Source organism: Saprospiraceae bacterium (assembly GCA_016715965.1).
Lineage (GTDB): Bacteria > Bacteroidota > Bacteroidia > Chitinophagales > Saprospiraceae > Vicinibacter.
This window is the reverse complement of record JADJXG010000001.1, coordinates 3,487,579-3,510,360: the sequence shown is the minus strand read 5'-3', so window position 1 is coordinate 3,510,360 and position 22,782 is coordinate 3,487,579. Positions and strand designations below refer to the sequence as shown.

Sequence of the window (22,782 nt, the reverse complement as noted above, 5' to 3'; positions counted from 1 at the left end):
TTTATTCAATATGAAAAATATATTATTTTATTTGTTGTTTTTTACTTCACTTTTGTTGATGTCCTGCCGGGATGAACTCTTGGATTTGGCACCGGTAACCGACTTCTCTGATTTGACCGTATTTGATAACATGGATCGGGTTGAGCTTCAAGCAAGAGGATTGTACAATAGCGTGAGAAGTGGAAACTTTTTAGGCGGTAGATATTATGTGTATCATGAAATTCGTGGTGAAAATTTTATCAATGAATTGCAAAATAACGTAACCGGATTTTCTGTATGGAATTTTACAGTACAACCATCTAATGTTAATGATGTAACCAATTTATGGGTGGATGCCTATTTGGCAATCAACAGATGCAATGTTTTTATTGATGGATTAAAAGCGAATGAAACAAAGCTGAAGGGTCTTGGTGCAACCGATGCTACACTAAATGCTTATGCTGCGGAAGCAAGATTTTTAAGAGCACTTTCATTTTTCTATTTAAGCCAGTTATATGGCAATCCTTATTCTGCCGGAACGGATAAATTGAGTATCATCCTACACACCAGTGGAAATGTTGGAGCTGGTACGAATGATATAGCAAGATCAACCAATCAGCAGGCTTACGCACAGATCCTGGATGATTTGAATTTTGCTGAAGCGAATTTGCCATTGACAAGGGCTGACCTGAACGGTGTAATCAGAGCCCATAGAAATACTGCTATTGCTCTTAAAACCAGAGTTTATCTTCATATGGCTGACTACTCCAACGTTATTGCAGAAGCAAATAAAATAGTCAGTACTGCATCGCCTTTCAAATCTGAATCTGGAAATGCCTATTCAATCCCGGCTACTGTAGCGGCATCCTTTGCATCTCCATACAGGTCTTCTGATAATATTTTCAGTATGCCGTTTACTCCAAATACACTTCCAGGAACTCAGAATGGACTGGGTCATTATTTTAATACGGGTACAGGAAATGGTGAATATTCTCTAAACCCTGCAGGAATCATTAGCAATACCAAATGGGAAGATGCAGACACAAGAAGAGCAATGATTGTCACCGCAAGCTCTGGTAAAAAGTACTGGCATAAATTTCCAACTGGGCCTCAACATTTGGATTATGCACCTGTACTTCGCTATGCAGAAGTGCTTTTGAATCTTGCTGAAGCTTTGGCAAGAACCCAGGGCGTGGATGACAGAGCCATCCAACTGGTGAATGAATTGCGTAGAAGAGCTGGAGCAACAGAATACACTTCTGCAAATTTTGCGAATGGGGCAGATTTGATAGATGCAATTTTGTTTGAACGTCAGATCGAATTGTTAGGTGAGGGATTCAGAGGTATGGATCTCCAAAGGTTGCAAATGACTTTGCCCGCAAAAGGCAATATAAGAGAAGTAGAGCCAATCTCCCCAGCTTATTTGTGGCCAATTCCACAATCTGAAATTTTGGCAAACAAAATTTGTGCACAAAACCCTGGTTATTGATAATTTCTAGGATCAATTATTTATAACAATAAAAGGTCGTTATTCACAATAACGACCTTTTATTATTTCAGAATATTTGTAATTTTAAATTTTAATTCTTAAATGATTTATCGGGTACTTTTCTTCACCTCAATTAAATTTAATTATTAATTCATTTTGAATATTACTTTTGTGAACGTTAAATCAATTTTTGAAAAAAATAGTTTTTGGATTTTAATATGGTCTCTACTGCAAAATGTATAAATTATTAAAAGATAATCGGTTAGGTGTATATTTTTCAAAAATTCACACTTAATAACGGATTACAACCATTTTATCTGAAATTTTAAAACAAAACGATATGAAGAAAATTTATCTTGTTTTTCTGTTATTTTTCACTGTTCTAGGGGTCATGGAGGCTCAGCGGATGGTGAAGGGCACCATCACTGATAATTCTGGCAGCCCTGTAATAGGCGCCAATGTGGTGGTAAAAGGAACGACCATTGGGACAATTACAGATGTCAATGGGATGTATTCGCTATCGGTTCCAGAAGGTACAACGATGTTGGTTGTTAGTTACACTGGATTTAAAACTAAGGAGGTAAATCTTGGTGTGAGCAACATGGTCGATATTTCTTTGGAAGAGGGAGTTTTACTGCAAGAAGCCGTTATAACAGCCCTGGGTATCAGCAGAGGGCAAAAATCTTTGGGGTACGGAGTACAATCTGTAACCGGGGATGAAATTACTCAATCCAATACGGTTAGTGCTTTAGAAGCTTTATCTGGTAAAGTTGCTGGATTACAGGCGATTAAATCCAGCGGAAATGCCGGTGCCCCAACGCGAATGGTGTTGAGAGGTGCTAAAACTTTTAATGGCAATAATGAAGCATTATTGGTGATTGATGGTGTTAGAATCAGCAATGCTGAAAATCACTCTGAAAGGTCTTTAGCTGGTGTATCCAATTCAAACAGGGGAATTGACATCAATCCTGATGATATTGAAAGTGTTTCTGTCCTTAAAGGTGGTGCGGCTTCGGCCCTGTATGGTGCTGAAGGGGCCAATGGGGTAATTATGATTACCACTAAAAAAGGGAAAAATTCTGCTGGTAAATTGAACATTGATTTTAATTCAACGGCTAGATTTTCGTCCTACAATAAATTGCCGGAATTTCAAAATAAATACCTCCAGGGTGTGAACGGATTGTACAATGGACCAGCAACTGGTCAATCTTTAAGTTGGGGCCCTTTAGCTGATACCATGTTTTGGGATGGTGCTACAACAAATCCTTATGATCAGAATGGTAATTTGGTAGGCGCATCCAATCCAGACGCCAGAACCAAGTTTTCACCTTATGACAAATATGATTTTTTTCAAGGCGGTTCAACCTATAACAATAACATCAGTTTTTCAGGTGGAACTGAACTTTTAAATTTTAGACTTTCTGCTGGCCATCTTTCAGAAAATGGAATTACCCCCTTGAATAATTTCAAGAGAACCAATATAGGTGGAAATATGGGAAGCAAATTGGTCAATAATAAATTAAATCTAAACTTCCGTTTCAACTACATTAATTCTGGTGGACAAAGAACACAACAGGGTTCAAATATCTCAGGATTGATGTTGGGATTGTTGAGAACACCGATGAGTTTTGACAATAGCAATGGTTATGGTGCTGATGCGATTACTCGAAGAGAAGCAATTTATCTGCCCAATGGAAGACAAAGAAACTATCGTGGCGGTGGGGGATATGACAACCCATATTGGGTGGTAAGAAATAACCCATTTAATGACAATGTCAATCGTCTTTTAGGGGGAATTTCATTGTCTTATGAATTTCATAACTGGTTTACCTTAGGTACCAATCTTGGAATGGACAATTATGCAGACAATCGGGTTCAGAGTTTTGAGATTAATTCTAGATCATTTCCAGCAGGTAGAATTTTTGATGACACCTACCTGTTCCGCAATTTGGATCTTTATTTTACAGCAAGCGGTAAAGGTGCATTATCCAATGATTTTTCTTTGGAATATACCCTTGGATCAAACTTGTATGAAAGCCAATTGACCAACAACTATATTCAAGGAGATGGATTTAGCTTTGCCGGATTTCCAAACCTGGGCAATGCTTCTACCATTAGTACCGTGAGGACATTGACCAATAGTAAGACTTTGGGATTTTTTGGAAACGCCTCTTTAGGATTTAGAGATTATCTTTTCCTAAATGTAACAGGAAGGCAGGATTACCTTTCTTCTTTGGTTGTGCCGGATGAGCCTGTTGATCTGGGACAAATTTCTGTGTTTTATCCATCAGTTTCACTTGGATTTGTGTTTAGCGAATTAGTGAAAATTCCTAAAATGGACTTCGGTAAATTGAGATTGTCTTATGCATCCATTGGTGCAGGAGCACCAGCAGCATATCTTACATCAACCAACTTTACAGTTCCACCAACAACCCTTACTATAAATGACCTTAATGACGGTTGGACAAATGGAATTGGATTTCCATTTAAAGGTGCGGTAACAGGATTTATTAAAGACAATGCCTTGGGGGCAACTGATCTCGTACCATCGCTGGCCAATGAGATTGAGGGCGGTTTGGATCTTAGATTTTTTAACAATAGACTCAATTTGGATGTTTCCGTCTATAGGAGAAACGTAACCAATCAAATCGTTACAGTTCCAGTGAGTGCATCAACAGGTTTTCAAAGGGCAACCATCAACTCTGGAGAATTGGAAACAACCGGAGCAGACATTTCTTTGAATCTTGTTCCTATTAAAACAGCAAATTTTGATTGGAATTTGGGTTTTAACTTTACCAAATGGAAAACATTTGTGTTGTCGATTTCTGATGATGTTGATCAAATTTATTTGGATGGATTTACAGGCTCTGCTGTGTACAATTTAGCACCTGAAAAAGATGCAAATGGCAAGATCATCCGGAAATTTGAATACGCGCAAATTTATGGAGGCGCATGGCTAAGGGACAACAATGGCAACTTGGTGATCGATGATGATCCAAATAGTTTTTACTACGGAAAGCCGTTGGCAGATCCTTTGCAAAGAGTTCTTGGCAATCCAAATCCTGACTTTTTACTGGGAATAAATAATTCTTTTACCTATAAAAACTGGAATTTGGCATTTCTATTTGACATTAAATCAGGAGGTGATATGTGGAATGGAACCAGGGGCGCATTGACTTTCTTCGGGGTGTCAAAGGAAACTGAAAACAGAGGAGAGAAGAAAGTTTTTGACGGCGTGAACGGCAGAATCGATGCAAACGGAAATATCGTAATTACAGAAACAAAAAATACCATTGAAACAACATTGGATCAAGATTGGTACACGGATAATGGCGGAGGATTCGGAATCGTCGCGGAAGATTTTATTGAAGATGCAAGTTATATTAGACTTAGGAATATTGCATTGACCTATACTTTTCCAAGGAATATTGCAAAACTTGGATTGCTCAGAGATGCATCCATTACTTTATCTGGCCAAAACTTGTGGTTATCTACTAAGTACACCGGTATCGATCCTGAAACCAGCTTAGTTGGATCAAATTCCAATGGTCAAGGATTGGATTATTTCCAAGGCCCTAACACAAAAAGTTATGGAGTTACATTAAATCTTAAATTTTAATTTAAAAGTTAGAAAAAATGAAACAGATATCAATAAAATTATTAATGATTGGACTGGTACTCGTACTTGGTTCGTGTACCAAGTATTTTGAGGATTCCAATACAAATCCCAATTCTCCTGTAGCAGTTACTCCAGCTGAATTATTACCTACGATCCAGCTGTCTCTCAACTATTGTTATTGGGGAGATGGTTCTAGATACCTGGGGTTATTTACTCAGCATTTGACGGGAGTTAGCAGACAATTTGTTGCATACAACAACTATACTTTGGTCGGCAGCAATGTGGACAATATGTGGTCACATTTGCTGTACCCAAAAGTTCTAAATAACATTAAGGAATTGAGGAAATTTACCGATCCCGCAACGGCTTACACGTATCTTGGAATTGCCGATGCATTAGAGGCCTATACTTTATTGTTTCTTACAGATTGTTTTGGAGACATCCCTTATTCAGAAGCCCTGAAGGGGCTTGAAATATCTCAACCTAAATTTGATACCCAGGAAAGTATTTTTGGAGAGATTAACCGCTTAATTAGTTCAGCCAAAACAGAGCTTGGAAAACCGAAGTCACCCACCAATCCAGGCGCAAATGCAGATTTGGTGTATGCTGGAGACCCAAGCAAATGGCTTGCTTTCGTGAATACATTAGATGCAAGGGCTAAACTTAGATTGGCAAAAAGAAGTGGTGATTACAACGCAGTATTACAAGCAATTAACAATGGTGCCATTGCAGAAGGAAATGATGCAAAAATTGTGTATGGAGCTGCTTCTACTGCAAATGGGCCATGGTTTCAATACAATCAGCAAAGGAATGATATAGCCATTGGAACCCGGTACTCAGATTTGCTCACTCAGTTTTCAGATCCAAGAAGTACAACTTACGGTGCTCCTTTGAATGAAAATCACCCAATCTTAACTCCTGACAGAGCCATGCCTTTTTTAACAAGTACGGAAGCTGCATTCATTTCAGCAGAAGCTAAATTTCGAACCAATGATAAAACTGCTGCCTATGATGATTATTTAAGAGGTATCAAATTGTCATTTGTTGATGCAAATATTACTGTTGATCAGTACAATGCCTATATTGCGCAAACCACTGTAGCCAACGGAGCTGATAATTTGACATTAGAAATGATTATGACCCAAAAGTATATTGCATTGTATCTGGATCCTGAAGTATTTGCCGACTGGAGAAGAACTGACATTCCTTCTCTTACTCCAAATTCTGGAACAAGAATTCCAAGAAGACTTCCTTATCCAGAAACCGAAGTATTTTACAACAGGAATTGCCCCTCACCGGATGTGGTAAACATTTATACACGAGTTTGGTGGGACAACCAGTAATCCACTTTTCATAAAATAATCCAAGTGGCTTGTTAGACAATTCTTAACAAGCCACTTTTATTTTTAGCTCAATAATTGAATTTATTTTTATCTTTGCACCCTAAAATTTTAGATCAAATATGCTCATAATTGACGTAAGAGAATCAGAATCAATCGATAGGGCTCTTAAAAAGTACAAAAAGAAATTTGAACAAGCCGGAACTATGAAGGAGTTGAGAAGAAGGAAACACTTCGTAAAACCATCCGTTCTAAGAAGATCAGAAATCTTAAAAGCTCAATTTAAAGAAGCTTATATTGCCCAGCACGAGTTATAATTTTTTATAATATTTATATTGATGTTTTAGACTATCTTAGCTCTAAATTTTAGAGTTTGGATGTTTTAAAATCTTTTTTACACTACCTTTCTTTTGAGAAACAGTTCTCTCAACATACGACCCAGGCTTACGAGACGGATATAAACCAGTTTTCCAATTTCTTGCCCGAAGGATTGTCCATTGAAAATGCAAACGGAGTCTTTATTCGTTCCTGGATGGCTGCCCTTGCAGAATCCGGAAATGATTTCAAGACCATCAAACGAAAATTATCCTCCCTTAAAGCATTTTACAAATATTGTAAATTGAGGTCGATTGTTTCAGCCAATCCTGCAGTATCCATAAAAAGCCCCAAAATTGGGAAATCCCTGCCAGAAATAATTCCGGTGACTGACATGAAAGCACTTTATAGAAGCTGGGAGCTACTTCCGCAGGAATTTGAAAAATTAAGGGATGTGTTGATGGTGATACTATTGTACGAAACAGGGATCAGAAGAGCTGAGTTAATAGGACTTCAGTGTGATAGTGTCAATTATTCTAGGAAAGCAATAGTTGTTCTTGGCAAAGGAAAAAAAGTCAGAATTATTCCAATCACAAACGAACTAATTGATAAGATCCAACGTTATTTGTTAATAAGATCTGAATTGTTTAATGGAATGGGAAAAGAGTTTTTTTTAACGAATTCAGGAAAGCCTGTGTATCCAAGGATGGTTCAGAGAATTGTGGATAGGATTTTGGCCAATTACACTTTGGTGAAACAACGCAACCCGCATAAGCTAAGACACAGCTTTGCCACTCACCTGATGGATTCTGGAGCTGATATTGTGGCGATCAAAGAGTTGTTAGGCCACTCAAGCTTAAATGCCACACAAATTTATACCCATACCTCAATGGTTCAGCTTATAGAAAACTACAATGAATTTCATCCCAGAAGTGGATCGAATACCAAATGAAATATTTATTCACCTTATAAAAATTTGTCAATGGAACTCAGAATTCAGGCAATGCGCGTAGAAGTTGATCAAGAATTAATTTTGAAAATGGAGTCAAAACTTAAACAGCTTGAAAGTCAACTAAGTAAGGTAAAAACGAAAATTGAGGTTTACCTTAAAACCAGTCAGTTTGGTAATTTAAAGAAAAAGGTAGTTGAAATAATTGTTAACATCGCAGGTAAAAGTTTGATGTTTAAAGAGAGTGGACCCGATTTTGAAGTTGCATTTAATCTTGTCTATCAAACACTTAAAAGGCAGATTGTTAGAGAGAAAGAAAAGCTCCAGGAAAAACACTAAACGCCAACAAAAAAAGTATTGGCTTATTAAAATATGTTTTATCTTTGCATCTCTTTTTTAGAGGGTGTAAAGGTATGCCCCTGTTTTTTTATTTGCCAGTGTAGCTCAGTTGGTAGAGCAGCTGACTTGTAATCAGCTGGTCGGGGGTTCGAGTCCGTCCACTGGCTCTTTATAATTTTTAAATTATAGATGAAGGGGGTGCGCCGGAGTTGGAGAGCCGGGCCAGACTGTAAATCTGGTGTCTATGACTGAATGGGTTCGAGTCCAATCACCCCCACAAGTATTTTAAATGAATTGATTTTTTATAGGGTTGTTTATAAATAACCTAATGAATAAATCAAATTTAATAAACTTAATATCAGTGTTCAAAATCAGGTAAAGACCTGATTTACAAGTACACTGTATTTTAACAAGATGCGGGAGTAGCTCAGTTGGTAGAGCATTAGCCTTCCAAGCTAAGGGTCGCGGGTTCGAGTCTCGTCTCCCGCTCAAACAGAACAATTTTTGAAATTATATTTATAATGGATAAAATTGACTTTAAGATCATAATCTAAAAGTAGTTGTGATTGAAAAGATCCTCCTTTATGGGGTTCTTTACCATAAGCCAATGTAGCTCAGGGGTAGAGCACTTCCATGGTAAGGAAGGGGTCAAGGGTTCAATTCCCTTCATTGGCTCAAACAAGATTAATTTTTTATTCAATAACAGTTTTTAAAACAAGTAAAATAGTATCCAATGGCAAAGGAAACTTTCAACCGGTCCAAACCACACGTCAACATAGGCACGATTGGCCATGTTGACCACGGTAAAACAACTTTAACCTCAGCAATTACTTCAGTTTTGGCTGAACAAGGTCTTGCTCAGAAAAAGGATTATGATTCAATCGACAACGCTCCTGAGGAAAAGGAGAGAGGTATTACAATTAATACCGCCCACGTAGAGTACGAAACCAAAAGCAGACATTATGCGCATGTGGATTGTCCAGGTCACGCAGACTATGTAAAAAACATGGTTACGGGAGCGGCCCAAATGGATGGTGCTATTTTGGTAGTTGCTGCTACGGATGGCCCAATGCCACAAACCAGAGAGCACATACTTCTAGCTCGTCAGGTTGGCGTTCCAAAAGTTGTTGTTTTTATGAACAAGGTGGATCTTGTAGATGATCCTGAAATGTTAGAACTTGTTGAAATGGAAGTGAGAGAACTTTTGGACAAATATCAATTTGATGGGAACAATGCTGCCGTGATTAGAGGATCCGCCCTCAAAGCATTGGAAGGAGAAGAATCAGGTAAAAAAGCAATCTACGAATTGATGGATGCCGTTGATTCTCAAATTCCAGAACCCGTGAGACTTATTGATCAACCTTTCCTTATGCCTGTAGAAGATGTTTTTTCTATAACAGGTCGGGGTACAGTTGCAACTGGTAGAATAGAAAGAGGAGTTATCAAGGTTGGAGAAGGTGTGGAATTGGTGGGTATGATGAAACCAGGTGAAAAACCTCTAACATCTACTATAACTGGTGTAGAAATGTTTAGAAAACTTCTTGACAGAGGTGAAGCTGGTGATAATGCAGGACTACTTTTGAGAGGTATTGAAAAAGATGATATCAAAAGAGGAATGGTTATCTGCGCCCCTGGTTCAGTTAAACCACACATGAAATTTAAGTGTGAAGTTTATGTGCTTTCCAAAGACGAAGGTGGTAGACATACTCCATTCTTTAAAGGATATCGTCCGCAGTTTTATTTCAGAACCACAGATGTGACAGGGGAATGCCAGTTGCCAGCTGGTGTTGAAATGGTGATGCCTGGTGATAACGTCTCATTGGAAGTAACTCTTTTAAGCCCGATAGCCATGGAAAAAGGTCTCCGTTTTGCGATCCGCGAAGGTGGACGTACAGTTGGGGCTGGTCAGGTAACAGAAATTATTGAATAAAAATCTTGTTTATATGACTCCGCGAGCTAAAACTTGCGGAGTCTTTTCATACGGGCATAGCTCAACTGGCAGAGCGACGGTCTCCAAAACCGTAGGCTGAGGGTTCAAGTCCTTCTGCCCGTGCAACAAAAAGATAAAATGGACAAGTTTGTATTGTATCTGAAAGAGAGTTATAATGAGTTGATGGACAAAGTAACTTGGCCAACCTGGCCAAACTTGTTGGACAGCGCCCGAGTGGTTATTGTTGCTTCAATTATCATTTCATTGATTATTCTTGTCATGGATTTGGTATCAAATGGAGTGCTTGATTTTGTGTATAACCTATAAGTTTTCAAAGTTAAAGCATGTCAGAAGGAAAAAAATGGTATTCTCTTCGTGTAATAAGCGGAAAAGAGAAAAAAATTAGGGAAAGACTTATCGCTGACATTCAGCGGTCTGGTTGGTCCGAAATTATTACACAGGTTATCGTGCCTTCTGAAAAAGTGTATAAAATCAGAAACAGCAAGAAAGTTATTTTAGAAAGAAATATACTTCCTGGCTATTTGTTGGTAGAAGCAGAGAGTTCAAAATTTAGTGCAGAAATCGTTCAGCACATTGCCAATCTGCCTGATATTATTCATTTTCTGGGAAAAAATAATCCGATTCCAATGACTCAGGTAGAGGCAAATAGGATGCTTGGAAAAGTAGATGAGTCTCAGGAAGCTGGTGAAATGATGATTGAGCCATTTATTGTTGGCGAAACAGTAAAGATTATTGATGGTCCGTTTAACGATTTTGTTGGAGATGTAAAGGACGTCAATGAGGAAAAGAAAAAATTGAAAGTAATTGTAAAAATATTTGGACGTGGCACCGAAGTTGAGTTAAACTTTATGCAGGTCGAAAAAGCAAATTAAAAAATAGTCTTATGGCTAAGGAAATAGAAACTTTTATTAAACTTCAGGTAAAAGGTGGTCAGGCGAATCCAGCTCCTCCTGTTGGTCCTGCTCTTGGTTCTAAGGGCGTTAACATTATGGAATTTTGCAAGAGATTCAATGCAAAAACCCAAGATACTCCAGGTAAATTATTGCCCGTAGTCATCACTGTTTTTAAAGACAAATCATTTGATTTTGTGGTGAAAACTCCTCCTGCAGCGATTCAGCTCCTTGAGCTCTCTAAGGTTGCCAAAGGATCCGCAGAGCCAAATAGAAAAAAAGTTGGATCAGTTAGTTGGAATCAGGTGGAAGAAATCGCTAAAATCAAAATGCCGGATTTGAATGCTTTTAGTTTGGAGTCTGCTATGCGAATGGTGGCTGGCACAGCAAGAAGCATGGGATTAACAGTATCTGGCACACCTCCATGGGGAGAAGAAAATTAATATTATTGTTCATAGAGGAAGCGATCTTTAAATTATTCGCGCAATACCTCAAAAATTTAATTTATGTCTAAAATTGCAAAAAAAAGGCAAAAAGCAAACTCGCTGGTAGATTCGACAAAACTCTACAATTTAGATGAAGCATCCTCTTTGGTTAAAGAGGCCAATACTGCAAAATTTGATGCTTCAGTTGATTTGCACATCCGCCTTGGTGTCGATCCAAGGAAACCCGACCAGGCGATTCGAGGTACCGTCACTTTGCCAAATGGCACTGGTAAAACCAAGCGCGTCTTGGTCTTGTGCACACCCGATAAAGAAGCAGAGGCAAAAAACGCAGGTGCAGATCTTGTTGGTTTGGACGAATATCTCCAAAAAATTGAAAGCGGTTGGACGGATATAGACGTTATCATTGCCATGCCTACTGTTATGGCCAAACTGGGTAAAATCGGAAGGATTTTGGGACCAAGAGGATTGATGCCAAACCCCAAGACTGGAACAGTGACGATGGATATAGGTGCTGCTGTCAATGAAGTGAAAGGAGGTAAAATTGCATTTAGGGTAGATAAATTTGGTATCATTCACGCTTCGATAGGCAGGGTTTCATTTTCTTCAGAAAAAATCAAGCAGAATGCCGAAGAATTGTTGACTGCTATCCAAAAATTGAAACCTTCTACTTCGAAAGGAACTTATTTTAAATCCATTGCCATTGCTTCTACCATGAGCCCTGGTATTAAAGTGGACCCTAAAGTTATTCATTAATCTGTTAATCAACAAGACATGACTAGAGAAGAAAAATCTGCTGCCATTCAGCAATTAAAAGATAAATTTTCGGATGCTCAGTTCTTTTACATCACGGATTCATCTACATTAACGGTTGAGCAAGTCAATCAATTTAGAAGATTGTGTTTTGAAAAAGGAATTGAAATGCAAGTAGTGAAAAATACACTTGCTAAAAAAGCCTTACAAAGTATTGAGAAAAATGGAGAATTTAATTCTGTTTATTCAGTATTAGAAGGGCCCACATCCATCTTATTTACTCAAAACGCGAAATCTCCAGCTGAACTTTTGGATGAGTTCAGAAAGAAGAATCAAAAACCTGTTCTCAAAGCAGCGTATATTGATTCAGATGTTTATACGGGTGATGACCAAATCCAAGTTCTGTTAAAACTTAAATCCAAAGAAGATTTGGTGGGTGAAGTTATCATGTTGCTTCAGTCACCAATCTCAAGAGTCGTTAATGCATTGAAAAGTGGTGGATCGACGATCGGTGGATTGGTAAAAACTTTGCAGGAAAGAGCTGAGTCTAATTCCTAATTTTAAAATGGCTTCCAAGCTTGCGCTTTTATTATAAAATTATTATTCATTAAGAAAAAATCAAAATCATGGTTGATGTAAGTGCTTTGGCTGAACAACTTGTAAATCTCACAGTAAAAGAGGTTAACGAATTGGCTTCAGTATTAAAAGAACAATACGGTATTGAGCCGGCTGCTGCCGCTGTCGCTGTTGCTGCAGCACCTGCTGCTGGTGAGGCTGCCGCTGCTGTTGAAAAAACAGAGTTTGATGTGATCCTGAAATCAGGAGGAGCAAACAAACTTAACGTTATTAAGGAAGTTAAAAATATCCTTAACTTAGGCTTGAAAGAAGCAAAAGACTTAGTTGATGGAGCTCCGTCTTCACTTAAAACCGGAGTATCTAAAGAAGAAGCAAATTCTTTGAAGGAGGCTTTGACAGCTGCCGGAGCAGAAATTGAAATAAAGTAATTGTTTCACGATCAAAGTATGCCTTTTAAAAGCAAAAGGAATACAATTTGAACGGCTTGGGTCATTGGTGTTTCACTCATGACCTAAGCCTTTTTGTGTTTTTGTATATTGATTTTTTTTATTAAGGCCTTTGCCTAAAATTTTAACAAATGTCTGTAAGCATAGCTAACACAAATTCAAGAATTAGACATAATTTTTCGAAAACTTCTCTCAACACATCCTATCCGGATTTTTTGGAAATTCAATTAAAGTCATTTAAGGAATTCTTCCAGTTGGAAACAACACCTGACCGAAGAGCCAACGAAGGCTTGTTCAAAGTGTTTAAAGAGAATTTCCCGATCATGGATGCCAGAAATATTTTCCTTCTGGAATTTCTTGATTATTATGTGGATCCTCCAAGATATGATATTGATGAGTGTGTACAAAGAGGGTTGACATACAGTGTTCCTTTAAAAGCAAGATTGAGATTATCTTGCAATGATGAGGAACATGTCGATTTTAAAACCATTGAGCAAGATGTATTTTTGGGGAATATTCCTTACATGACTCCAAAGGGCACTTTTGTTATTAATGGTGCAGAAAGAGTTGTTGTTTCGCAGCTTCACAGATCACCCGGTGTATTTTTTAGCCAGTCATACCATCCAAACGGAACAAAAATATTTTCAGCCAGGGTCATCCCTTTTAAGGGTGCTTGGATGGAATTCGCAACAGATATTAATATGGTCATGTATGCTTACATTGACCGAAAAAAGAAATTTCCAGTCACCACCTTGTTGAGATCCATAGGTTATGATACAGATAAGGAAATTCTGGCGCTTTTCAATTTATCTGAAGAGATAAAAGCCACACAGAAAGGTCTCAAATCGGCTATAGGGAGGAAACTTGCAGCAAGAGTTCTGCGAAGGTGGACTGAGGATTTTGTCGATGAAGATACTGGCGAATTGGTTACTCTTGAAAGAAATGAAATAATTCTGGAAAGAGATACAATTCTGGATGAAGATAATATAAAACTGATTTCTGAAGCTGAGGTGGATACCATAATTCTCCAAAGAGAAGATATAGAAGAGGATTATTCCATTATCTACAATACGCTTCAAAAAGACCCGTCAAGCTCGGAAATGGAGGCCGTTACACATATCTATCGACAATTAAGAGGAAGTGACCCTCCAGATGATGAAACAGCGCGGGGAATTATTGATAAGCTTTTTTTCTCAGATAAAAGATACAACCTTGGAGAAGTTGGTCGATATAAAATTAACAATCGACTAAACATGAATGTCTCTGATGATGTATTGGTGTTGACCAAGGAAGATATTATTTCAATCGTAAAATACCTTGTTTCTCTTATTAATCAAAAGGCAGAATTAGATGATATAGACCATTTGTCCAATAGACGGGTACGAACCGTTGGAGAGCAATTATTTGCTCAGTTTGGTGTTGGATTGGCGAGAATGTCTCGTACCATTCGAGAAAGAATGAATGTAAGGGACAACGAAGTATTTACACCCATTGATCTGATCAATGCCAGGACACTTTCTTCAGTAATTAATTCATTTTTTGGAACGAGTCAATTGAGTCAATTCCTGGATCAAACGAATCCTTTGTCAGAAATTACCCACAAACGAAGAATTTCGGCATTAGGACCAGGAGGACTTTCCAGAGAAAGAGCAGGATTCGAGGTCAGGGATGTGCATTACAGTCATTATGGTAGGCTCTGTACGATAGAGACTCCTGAAGGACCAAATATTGGTTTGATTTCCACTCTTTGTGTGCATGCCAAAATTAATTCGATGGGATTTCTTGAAACCCCATACTGGAAAGTTGAAAATGGTAAAGTCCTCATTAATGCCAATATAAAGTATTTAAGTGCAGAAGAAGAAGACTACGCCAGAATTGCCCAGGCCAATGTCCCAGTAAATAAAAAGGGTGAATTCCAAATTGATCAAATTAAAGGTAGAGAACATGGAGAATTTCCTTTGTTCGAGCCAGGCGATTTGGAATTTATGGACGTTGCCCCCAACCAAATAGTCGGAGTATCCGCCTCGCTTATACCATTCCTTGAGAACGATGATGCCAACAGAGCATTGATGGGTTCTAACATGCAGCGACAGGCAGTGCCTCTCATTAAACCACAGGCACCTATTGTTGGAACTGGTTTAGAGGGCAAAGTGGCACTTGACTCAAGAATGCTCATCAACGCGGAAGGTGAGGGAGTGGTTGAGTTTGTGGATGCCAATCGCATTATTATTCGTTACGATCGCAATGATGAAGAGAATTTAGTTTCATTTGAAGAGAATATTAAAGAATACAATTTAACCAAGTTTTCAAGAACGAATCAGGCGACCTGTATCAATTTGAAACCGATCGTTAAAAAAGGTGATCGGGTTCATCTGGGTACGATTCTGAGCGAGGGTTATGCCACGGAATCTGGAGAACTTGCATTGGGTACCAATCTTCAGGTGGCATTTATGCCATGGAAGGGTTATAATTTTGAAGATGCCATTGTTATTTCTGAAAGAGTCATTCAAGAAGATGTTTTTACTTCCATACATATTGAAAGTTTTGAATTGGAAGTACGGGACACAAAACTTGGGGAGGAAGAATTGACAAATGATATTCCGAATGTAAGTGAAGAAGCTACCAAAGACCTGGATGAAAATGGTATCATCAGAATTGGAGCTCATGTTGCAGAAGGTGATATTTTAATTGGTAAAATCACACCGAAAGGGGAGACTGATCCTACACCTGAAGAAAAATTACTTCGCGCTATTTTTGGTGACAAGGCTGGTGATGTAAAAGATGCATCACTTAAAGTTCCTCCTTCCATTGATGGAGTTGTTATTGATAAACAACTTTATGCAAGAGCGAAAAAAGACAAATTTCAGAAACAGCAAGAAAAAGATTTGCTTCAAAGAATGGAAGATAAGCATGAAATTATCCTCAATGAATTGAAGATCGAATTAATGGATAAAATGCTTAAAATTGTAAAGGATCAGATTTCAAATGGTGTTAAAAGCATTTATGGAGAAGAGTTGGTCTCCAAAGGAACCAAATTTACACCTGCTTCTTTGAAAAAGCTTGATTTTGTAAAAGTTGATTATGCCAACTGGACCAAAGATGAAGAGAAGAATAATTTGATTGCGAGACTTCTTCACAATTTTAACATTAAAGTAAGTGAGGAAGTGGGGAGATTTAAGCGTGAAAAATTCAATATTAGCATTGGAGATGAGTTGCCGACAGGCGTACTCAAACTAGCCAAAGTGTATATTGCCAAAAAGAGGAAACTTAAGGTCGGTGATAAACTGGCTGGAAGACATGGAAACAAAGGAATTGTTTCCAGAATTGTTAGGGTAGAGGATATGCCATTTCTGGAAGATGGAACTCCGGTAGATATTGTACTCAATCCTTTGGGCGTACCTTCTAGGATGAATCTTGGGCAAATATTTGAAACTGTTTTGGGTTGGGCAGGAAAAAAATTAGGGATGCACTTTGCCACTCCCATTTTTGATGGTGCCACCATTCAGGACATTGATGCATTTATTAAGAAAGCTGAGCTTCCTGAATTTGGTCAGTCATTTCTCTTTGATGGTGAGACTGGAGATAAATTCCATCAGCAAGCGACAGTTGGTGTTATCTACATGTTGAAATTGTCTCACATGGTTGACGACAAAATGCACGCCAGATCCATTGGACCATACTCTCTTATTACCCAGCAACCGCTTGGCGGAAAGGCCCAATTTGGAGGTCAAAGATTTGGAGAAATGGAGGTTTGGGCACTTGAAGCATTTGGTGCTGCTAACATTTTGCGGGAATTGCTCACTTTAAAATCAGATGATATTGTTGGTCGGGCAAAAACTTATGAAGCCATTGTAAAAGGTGAAAATCTTCCTGAGCCGAATATTCCGGAATCATTTAATGTTTTGATCCACGAACTCAGAGGTTTGGTGCTTGATGTTAAATTTGAATCTTAATTTGATTACTTTTTAAACCAGTGTTTGCATGTCATTCAAGAATAAAAATATTAAACTAGATCAGGATTTTGAAAAAATCACCATCAGCTTATCATCTCCAGACGATATTCTGGATAGATCTTATGGTGAAATACTCAAGCCTGAAACCATCAACTACAGGTCCTATAAACCTGAGAGAGACGGACTTTTTTGTGAGCGGATATTTGGTCCTGTAAAGGATTATGAATGCTATTGCGGAAAGTACAAGCGCATCAGGTACAAAGGAATTGTTTGTGACAGATGTGGGGTAGAAGTTACCGAGAAAAAAGTGCGAAGAGAACGGATGGGCCATATTAAATTAGTGGTGCCGGTTGTTCATATTTGGTTTTTCAAAAGTCTTCCCAATAAAATTGGATATCTTCTTGGTCTGTCTTCTAAAAAACTTGAAACAGTCATCTATTATGAAAGATTTGTGGTGATTCAGCCCGGAATGGCAAAAGATACCTCAGTACTTGATTTGTTGACTGAAGAAGAGTATTTCGAAATTCTCGAAACTTTGCCAAAGGAGAATCAAATGTTGGATGATGCAGATCCCAACAAGTTTGTAGCAAAAATGGGCGCAGAAGCAATTTTTGATTTGCTTTTAAGAATCAATATGGATGATCTTTCCTTTGAACTAAGACATCAGGCATCAACTGAGTCTTCTCAGCAAAGGAAAACTGAAGCTCTGAAGCGACTTCGGGTTGTTGAAGCATTTAGAGAAGGTTTGAACAATAAAAATCACAGGCCTGAATGGATGATCATTCAGTACTTGCCTGTAATTCCACCAGAACTGAGACCATTGGTGCCGTTGGATGGTGGCCGTTTTGCAAGCTCGGATTTGAATGATTTATACAGAAGGGTAATTATTAGAAACAACCGATTAAAAAGATTACTTGAGATCAAAGCTCCGGAAGTCATTCTTAGAAATGAAAAAAGAATGCTTCAGGAAGCTGTAGATTCATTGTTTGACAATTCGAGAAAATCCAACGCAGTAAAGGCTGAGGGAGGAAGGGCACTTAAATCTTTGAGTGACATTCTCAAAGGAAAGCAAGGCCGTTTTCGTCAAAATTTGTTAGGTAAAAGGGTCGATTACAGTGGTAGGTCCGTCATTGTTGTAGGTCCAACGCTTAAGCTTCATGAATGTGGAATTCCAAAAGGGATGGCTGCAGAACTATTTAAGCCATTTATTATTAGAAAATTGATTGAGAGAGGAGTTGTTAAAACAGTGAAGTCTGCCAAAAAGCTGGTTGATCGCAAGGAAGCGGTTGTTTGGGACATTCTGGAGAATATACTTAAAGGGCACCCGGTTCTGCTTAACAGAGCTCCCACGCTCCATAGATTGTCCATTCAGGCTTTTCAACCCACCTTGGTAGAAGGAAAAGCAATACAGCTGCATCCACTTGTTTGTGGAGCATTCAATGCGGATTTCGACGGAGACCAAATGGCCGTTCACGTGCCTTTGAGCAATGCCTCCATATTGGAAGCTCAACTATTGATGCTTGCTCCTCACAATATGCTGAATCCGCAAGATGGTTCTCCTGTTACCCTTCCATCTCAAGATATGGTATTGGGTCTGTATTACCTGACCAAAGAAAAAATTTCAACTTCCAATGCAAAGTTGAGGACATATTATAGCCCGGAAGAGGTCATTATCGCGTTTAGCGAAAATAAAGTTGGACTTCACGATGGCATTCAAATGAAGGCAAAGGTGGAGGATGAGCAAGGAAACATGAGCTTCAAAGTCATAAAGACGACCGTCGGTCGTGTAATATTTAATGAGGCGGTTCCACCCCAAGCACCGTATGTCAATGAACTCATGACCAAAAAAGCCCTAAAGACCTATATAGGAGACATCATCACAAGAACAAATTTTGCTGTTACTGCTAAATTTTTGGATGATATAAAAGACATGGGATTTTATTGGGCATTTAAGGCTGGCTTGTCATTTAATCTAGGAGATTTAATCACGCCATCTATTAAAGTCAAGACACTGGATGAGGCTACAAAAGAAGTAGATGAAATCTGGGAGTCTTATAACAATGGATTGATCACCAATAATGAAAGGTACAATCAGATCATTGATCGCTGGACTTTTGCTGACAATAGAATCACAGACAATCTAATGAAAGAGTTGGCAATCCATAAAGGAGGATTCAATTCAGTTTACATGATGCTGCATTCTGGAGCTCGGGGTTCTAAACAGCAGATAAAGCAGCTTTGTGGACTTAGAGGATTGATGGCGAAGCCCAGAAAATCTGGTGATACCGGTAGTGCAATTATTGAAAATCCAATTTTGTCCAATTTTCAGGATGGTCTTTCTGTTTTGGAATATTTCATATCTACCCACGGAGCTAGAAAAGGTCTTGCAGATACTGCTTTAAAAACAGCCGACGCAGGTTATTTGACAAGAAGATTGGTGGACGTTTCTCAGGATGTGGTCATTACAGAAGTTGATTGCAATACTTTAAGAGGAATTGATACTGCTGCTTTGATAGATAATGACAAAGTGATTGAAAATTTGTCCAGCAGGATCCAAGGGAGATTTTCCTTAAATCATGTTGAAAATCCAATAACCGGCGCAATTCTTTTGGAAGCCGGAGAGTACATCGATGTTAAAACTGCAAATCTGATTGAAGCTTCTGGAGTTGAATCGGTCATGATCAGATCAGTACTTACTTGTGAGGCAAGGAAAGGAGTTTGTACAAAGTGCTATGGAAAAAACATGGCCACAGGACGAATAGCTGAACAAGGGGATGCAGTAGGAATTATTGCTGCTCAGAGTATTGGCGAACCAGGAACTCAGTTGACACTTAGAACATTCCACGTAGGTGGTGTTGCAGCCGTTTCAAAATCTGAATCCGAAATCACAGCCAAATTTGATGGCGTGATAGAATTTGATGGAATTAAGTTTGCAGAATCGACAGATGACAATGGCGCTCGTGTTTATGTTGTCATTTCAAGATCAGGAGAAATTAGAATTTTGGATGCTGAAACCAAGAAAATGCTGACCAGCGCACACGTGCCCTATGGTGCTTTTTTATTGGTTAAGAATGGACAAAAAGCACATAAGGGCGATATCCTTTGTAATTGGGACCCATTCAATGCGCTAATTATTTCTGAGTTTCCAGGTATTATCAAATTTGACTCTATTGAAGAAGGTGTTACCTTCAGAATGGAGCGTGATGACCAAACCGGGTATTCAGAAAAAATTATCATTGAATCCAAAAATAAAAAGAAAATACCTGCAATCAGCATTATGAGCCCATCCGGTGAGGAATTGAAAAATTATTCACTTCCGGTAGGTGCCTACATTACCATTGAAGACAATGAAGAGATTGTGGCTGGCCAGATGATTGGTAAAATACCGAGAAACGTGAGTAAGGTGTCAGATATTACAGGTGGTTTGCCAAGGGTTACTGAATTGTTTGAAGCAAGGAATCCTTCCAATCCTGCTGTTGTATCTGAAATTGATGGAATCGTAATTTACGGTAAAATTAAAAGAGGAAACCGGGAAGTTTTTGTAGAAGACGAGCGAACTGGGCAAAGAAGGAAATATTTAATAGGTTTGTCCAAACATATACTTGTGCAGGAAGGTGATTTTGTTAGAGCAGGAATGCCCTTGTCTGATGGAAATATTGCTCCTAGAGATATTTTGCAGATAAAGGGTTTGTTTGCGGTCCAATCTTACTTGGTAAATGGGGTTCAGGAAGTCTATAGATCACAAGGTATTAATATCAATGATAAACATATTGAAGTGATCGTACGCCAGATGATGAGATGGGTTCAAATTGAAGATCCGGGAGATACAACTCTTCTTGAAGGTGAACCCGTCGATAAATGGGACTTCGTGAGTGAAAATGACGTGATATTTGAGAAGAAAGTGGTAACTGAATCCAATGATTCTACAAAATTAAAAAGAGGCCAGCTGGTATCATTGCGCCAATTAAGGGAAGAGAATTCTTATTTAAAAAGAAATGATAAAAAGATTGTAGAATACAGGGATGCAGTGCCTGCAACTTCTAGTCCATTATTATTGGGAATAACAAGGGCTTCCTTGGGTACCAGTAGTTGGATATCCGCAGCTTCATTCCAGGAAACTACCAAAGTGTTAAGTTCGGCAGCTATTGCAGCAAAATCAGATGATCTTTCTGGTTTGAAAGAAAATGTGATCATAGGTAAGAAAATTCCTGCAGGTACAGGCCAAAAGCAATATAAAGAGATTTTGGTATTACCAAAGAAGAAGGAATTTGTGTCTTAAAATTACGCATCATTCTCAGGATGCTCAATTACAAAATAAGCCTATATGTAGAAATATAGGCTTATTTTTTTTTATTCAAAAACTTACTGAAGAAAACCTTCCAACATCCAATCTGCCAACACCTGTCTGTTTTTAGGAGAAAGAATTCGTTCCTGATCTTTGGGATTTCTAATATTCGCTAACTCTACAAAAATGGGATCTGGATTTGATGCCTTAATGACATAAAGAGGTCTTGTACTTATGGTGCCCTGATAATCCCTTCCCTGGTAGATCTTATATTTATCAGCAAAAACCTTTTGCAATTTTTCAGCTTTCTTTTTACTCCTTCTGCTATCAGACTGATAATAAAAGAAAACATCCTGCCTGTTTGCTTCCGGTTGAGAATCAATATGAATAGATATCATCCATTGTTTTTTGATCCCATCTGATTTGTGCACAGTGTATAACTCATTCACTTTTGCCATTCCTTGTCTCAACCTTTTTTTCTGATTAACAGGCATTTCAAGATTCCCCATCACTTTTTCGGTGTTATCGCAATCAAGATATCTCTCATCCCTGATTCCATTGTGTTTGTCCTGTACAATAATATGTACAATTGCACCATGTTTTATCAGGTTGCGTGCAAGTCTAAGTGATACATCATAAGCATACTCATCTTCGCATAATACATTTCCCGATGTATGTTTGACCATGGCACCAGGGTCTGGGCCACCGTGTCCTGGTACGATGTAAAAAACCTGATCACTTAATTGATTTGATTCAATATAGACTTCGCCTTTTTCTTTGCCAAACAGATCTACCTTAACAGATTTTCCGCTTACCTTTTTGACCAAAGGCATTTCTTTATCAGAGGTTAGGTCAGTCTGTTCTTCTGCTGCAAAATCAGACCGCTTAAACAAGGCTGCGACTTGTGCTGAGTCCATTTTAAAATCAGCAATCAAGGTTTTTGTCTTTTTATTTGTTGAAGGTGTATTTTTGGATAAATTTTGTACTTTTTGAGGTTGTTGAATCGGCTTTTGATCCAAATAGGCAAAAGGAACATAAAGAATTTTTGAGTCTTTGTAATTTGACTTTGTCAATTTTGCTTCGGTCAGAGTATTGTTATATTTTTCGATGGATTTGGCTTTGTCGTAATCTTTAATCTTCAATGTCGACCGGATGCTCTTGCCGTCAAAAGAGTAAATGGAGATTGGCAAATAATATTTTTTACCGGCAATAATTTTGTCCGAAGGATTCATTTTATTCAAAATATAAAATTGCTCAAGGTGTTCGCTATGAAGATTCAGGTTATATTTTTTTAAAATACCAATTATTGTTTCCCCTTTTTTAAAAGATATTTCTAAATATTTTGATTTTTGTGAATATAGGAAATGAGTAATGCCAAAAAACATTATTACCAAAATATGGCGTAAATTCAAATTCATGGGCAGCCAGTTTGGGGCAAATATATGATATTTATAT

Annotated in this window: 16 protein-coding genes and 5 tRNA genes; 20 read left to right on the top strand and 1 reads right to left on the bottom strand. The window is 38.2% G+C overall.

Annotated elements, in window-relative coordinates; genetic code table 11:
- The first annotated feature begins 10 nt into the window (after positions 1-10).
- The 20 genes from IPM48_13605 (at position 11) to rpoC (ending at position 21,321) form a co-directional block, all read left to right on the top strand.
- Positions 11-1,468, top strand: coding sequence for a RagB/SusD family nutrient uptake outer membrane protein (locus IPM48_13605; protein ID MBK9272618.1), 1,458 nt, complete (start codon positions 11-13; stop codon positions 1,466-1,468).
- Between the two features lie 340 nt (positions 1,469-1,808).
- Positions 1,809-5,087, top strand: a complete 3,279-nt coding sequence (locus tag IPM48_13600) for a SusC/RagA family TonB-linked outer membrane protein (protein MBK9272617.1) — start codon at positions 1,809-1,811, stop codon at positions 5,085-5,087.
- A gap of 17 nt (positions 5,088-5,104) precedes the next feature.
- Positions 5,105-6,430, top strand: coding sequence for a SusD/RagB family nutrient-binding outer membrane lipoprotein (locus IPM48_13595; GenBank protein ID MBK9272616.1), 1,326 nt, complete (start codon positions 5,105-5,107; stop codon positions 6,428-6,430).
- A 119-nt stretch (positions 6,431-6,549) separates the two neighbouring features.
- Positions 6,550-6,744, top strand: coding sequence for a 30S ribosomal protein S21 (locus IPM48_13590; protein ID MBK9272615.1), 195 nt, complete (start codon positions 6,550-6,552; stop codon positions 6,742-6,744).
- 56 nt (positions 6,745-6,800) lie between these two features.
- A complete protein-coding gene (locus IPM48_13585; GenBank protein ID MBK9272614.1) occupies positions 6,801-7,694 on the top strand; it encodes a tyrosine-type recombinase/integrase in 894 nt (297 codons plus the stop codon).
- 30 nt (positions 7,695-7,724) lie between these two features.
- Complete coding sequence (locus IPM48_13580) at positions 7,725-8,030, top strand: HPF/RaiA family ribosome-associated protein (GenBank protein ID MBK9272613.1); 306 nt, start codon at positions 7,725-7,727, stop codon at positions 8,028-8,030.
- Positions 8,031-8,124: 94 nt separating this feature from the next.
- A tRNA-Thr gene (locus IPM48_13575) sits at positions 8,125-8,197 on the top strand.
- Positions 8,198-8,224: 27 nt separating this feature from the next.
- Positions 8,225-8,307: transfer RNA gene (locus tag IPM48_13570), tRNA-Tyr, on the top strand.
- Positions 8,308-8,446: 139 nt separating this feature from the next.
- A tRNA-Gly gene (locus IPM48_13565) sits at positions 8,447-8,519 on the top strand.
- Positions 8,520-8,633: 114 nt separating this feature from the next.
- Positions 8,634-8,705, top strand: a tRNA-Thr gene (locus tag IPM48_13560).
- Positions 8,706-8,763: 58 nt separating this feature from the next.
- Positions 8,764-9,960, top strand: coding sequence for an elongation factor Tu (gene tuf / locus IPM48_13555; protein MBK9272612.1), 1,197 nt, complete (start codon positions 8,764-8,766; stop codon positions 9,958-9,960).
- Between the two features lie 50 nt (positions 9,961-10,010).
- Positions 10,011-10,083: transfer RNA gene (locus tag IPM48_13550), tRNA-Trp, on the top strand.
- Between the two features lie 15 nt (positions 10,084-10,098).
- Entirely contained in the window at positions 10,099-10,287 is a 189-nt protein-coding gene (secE, locus tag IPM48_13545; protein MBK9272611.1) for a preprotein translocase subunit SecE, read from the top strand.
- 17 nt (positions 10,288-10,304) lie between these two features.
- Positions 10,305-10,853 carry a transcription termination/antitermination factor NusG gene (gene nusG, locus IPM48_13540; GenBank protein ID MBK9272610.1) on the top strand — a complete coding sequence of 183 codons (549 nt, stop codon included), beginning with the start codon at positions 10,305-10,307 and terminating at the stop codon, positions 10,851-10,853.
- An 11-nt stretch (positions 10,854-10,864) separates the two neighbouring features.
- Positions 10,865-11,314 (top strand): 50S ribosomal protein L11, encoded by a 450-nt coding sequence (gene rplK / locus IPM48_13535; protein MBK9272609.1) that lies wholly within the window; start codon positions 10,865-10,867, stop codon positions 11,312-11,314.
- 63 nt (positions 11,315-11,377) lie between these two features.
- Entirely contained in the window at positions 11,378-12,070 is a 693-nt protein-coding gene (locus IPM48_13530; protein ID MBK9272608.1) for a 50S ribosomal protein L1, read from the top strand.
- An 18-nt stretch (positions 12,071-12,088) separates the two neighbouring features.
- Entirely contained in the window at positions 12,089-12,625 is a 537-nt protein-coding gene (locus IPM48_13525) for a 50S ribosomal protein L10 (GenBank protein ID MBK9272607.1), read from the top strand.
- 68 nt (positions 12,626-12,693) lie between these two features.
- Complete coding sequence (gene rplL, locus IPM48_13520) at positions 12,694-13,071, top strand: 50S ribosomal protein L7/L12 (protein ID MBK9272606.1); 378 nt, start codon at positions 12,694-12,696, stop codon at positions 13,069-13,071.
- 149 nt (positions 13,072-13,220) lie between these two features.
- Positions 13,221-17,042, top strand: a complete 3,822-nt coding sequence (gene rpoB / locus IPM48_13515; protein MBK9272605.1) for a DNA-directed RNA polymerase subunit beta — start codon at positions 13,221-13,223, stop codon at positions 17,040-17,042.
- Between the two features lie 28 nt (positions 17,043-17,070).
- Positions 17,071-21,321 carry a DNA-directed RNA polymerase subunit beta' gene (rpoC, locus tag IPM48_13510; protein MBK9272604.1) on the top strand — a complete coding sequence of 1,417 codons (4,251 nt, stop codon included), beginning with the start codon at positions 17,071-17,073 and terminating at the stop codon, positions 21,319-21,321.
- Positions 21,322-21,404: 83 nt separating this feature from the next.
- On the opposite strand, the gene IPM48_13505 is transcribed toward rpoC, so the two are convergent.
- On the bottom strand, positions 21,405-22,559 hold the full coding sequence (locus tag IPM48_13505; protein MBK9272603.1) for an N-acetylmuramoyl-L-alanine amidase: 1,155 nt from the start codon (positions 22,557-22,559) through the stop codon (positions 21,405-21,407).
- Between the last annotated feature and the right edge of the window lie 223 nt (positions 22,560-22,782).